This window comes from Rhodococcus sp. EPR-147, from assembly GCF_001647185.1.
In the GTDB taxonomy this organism is placed as follows: domain Bacteria; phylum Actinomycetota; class Actinomycetes; order Mycobacteriales; family Mycobacteriaceae; genus Rhodococcoides.
The window spans coordinates 1-1,329 of sequence record NZ_LVCU01000437.1 but is presented as its reverse complement, the minus strand read 5'-3'; the positions used below and the strand labels follow the sequence as shown (position 1 = coordinate 1,329).

The 1,329-nt window shown below is 62.0% G+C and carries 2 protein-coding genes and 1 pseudogene; 2 read left to right on the top strand and 1 reads right to left on the bottom strand.

Annotation, left to right across the window (positions count from 1 at the left end; all coding sequences use genetic code 11):
• Positions 1-484 (bottom strand): annotated as a pseudogene (locus A2J02_RS19105) (pyruvate dehydrogenase (acetyl-transferring), homodimeric type); the annotation flags it as partial.
• Positions 485-751: 267 nt separating this feature from the next.
• Between A2J02_RS19105 and A2J02_RS19100 the strand changes: the two are divergent.
• On the top strand, positions 752-1,174 hold the full coding sequence (locus tag A2J02_RS19100) for a DUF3052 domain-containing protein (RefSeq protein WP_068052243.1): 423 nt from the start codon (positions 752-754) through the stop codon (positions 1,172-1,174).
• 32 nt (positions 1,175-1,206) lie between these two features.
• On the top strand, positions 1,207-1,329 hold a 123-nt coding region (locus tag A2J02_RS19095; RefSeq protein ID WP_156516303.1), incomplete at its 3' end, for a redoxin domain-containing protein.

Sequence of the window (1,329 nt, the reverse complement as noted above, 5' to 3'; positions counted from 1 at the left end):
GGTCGCCGCCGCCCGGGTGGTCCTTGCCGCGGAAGAAGTGGTTGAAGCCGACCTCGTAGAGCGCAGCCGACGAGGCATACGTGGAGATGTGGCCACCGACACCGACGCCGGGACGCTGCGCGCGGTGCACCATGATCGCGGCGTTCCAGCGGATCCAGGCGCGGTAACGGCGTTCCATGGACTCGTCGCCGGGGAACCACGGCTCGTTCTCGGTGGGAATGGTGTTGACGTAATCCGTCGACGTCAGCGACGGCAACGCGACGCGGCGCTCGCCGGCGCGCTCGAGCAACCTGAGCATCAGGTAGCGAGCGCGGTTGGGGCCGGACCTCTCCAACAAGCCGTCGAACGATTCGATCCATTCGTTGGTCTCGTCGTTGTCGATATCGGGCAGGTACGACGCGACACCCTCACGGATGACGCGGACCCGGCCGTCCGAGCCCTTCTTGCCTGCAGACGATGTGTTCTGCCGTTCGCCGCTGTTCACTTCGGACAACGTGTGCACTCCTCAATGTGGCGGACGCTCGGTGTGGCGCCCGGTCCCGGTAGTCCCGCCCCTGTGACGGCGGTCTACTTTCCTCGTTCTCGTGATTCCTCCCCAATCCTGCCGCATCTCGTCGGTTCTGGTAGTACAGAGGTCCGATACCCACCAGTAGAAATTTATGTACGCAATTTCGGCGCGGTCAGCTTGCGCGAACGGCTTCGACACTGTTCGCTTTGACTACTGCACCCACAATTCAAGGAGGTCACCACCGTGTTCGCCGCGGCGGACGCTCAGAACTACGCTCAGAAACTTGGCATCACTCGCGACATGGTCGTACAGGAGCTGGGCTGGGACGAGGACACCGACGATGATCTGCGCGCCGACGTAGAAGATGCGATCGGTGGCGAGACCCTCGACGAGGATTCCGACGAGGTGATCGACGTTGTACTGCTGTGGTGGCGCGACGGAGACGGTGACCTGGTCGATGCACTCATGGATGCGATCGGTCCGCTCTCGGACGATGGCATCGTGTGGGTCCTCAGCCCCAAGACCGGCATGTCCGGACATGTCGAACCCAGTGAGATCGCCGAGTCCGCCCCGACCGCAGGATTGACGCAGACCTCTGCGGCAAACCTCGGTGACTGGATCGGAAGTCGATTGGTTCAGCCCAAGACCCCTGCCACCAAGCGGTAGGGGAGATGCTCGATACAGGAAGACGGTTCTAGATGCCGATCGAGGTTGGCGCGGTTGCGCCCGACTTCACCCTCAAAGACCAGAACAATCAACTGGTCACGTTGTCGTCGTACAGGAACGTGAAAAACGTTCTGCTCGTGTTCTATCCACTGGCC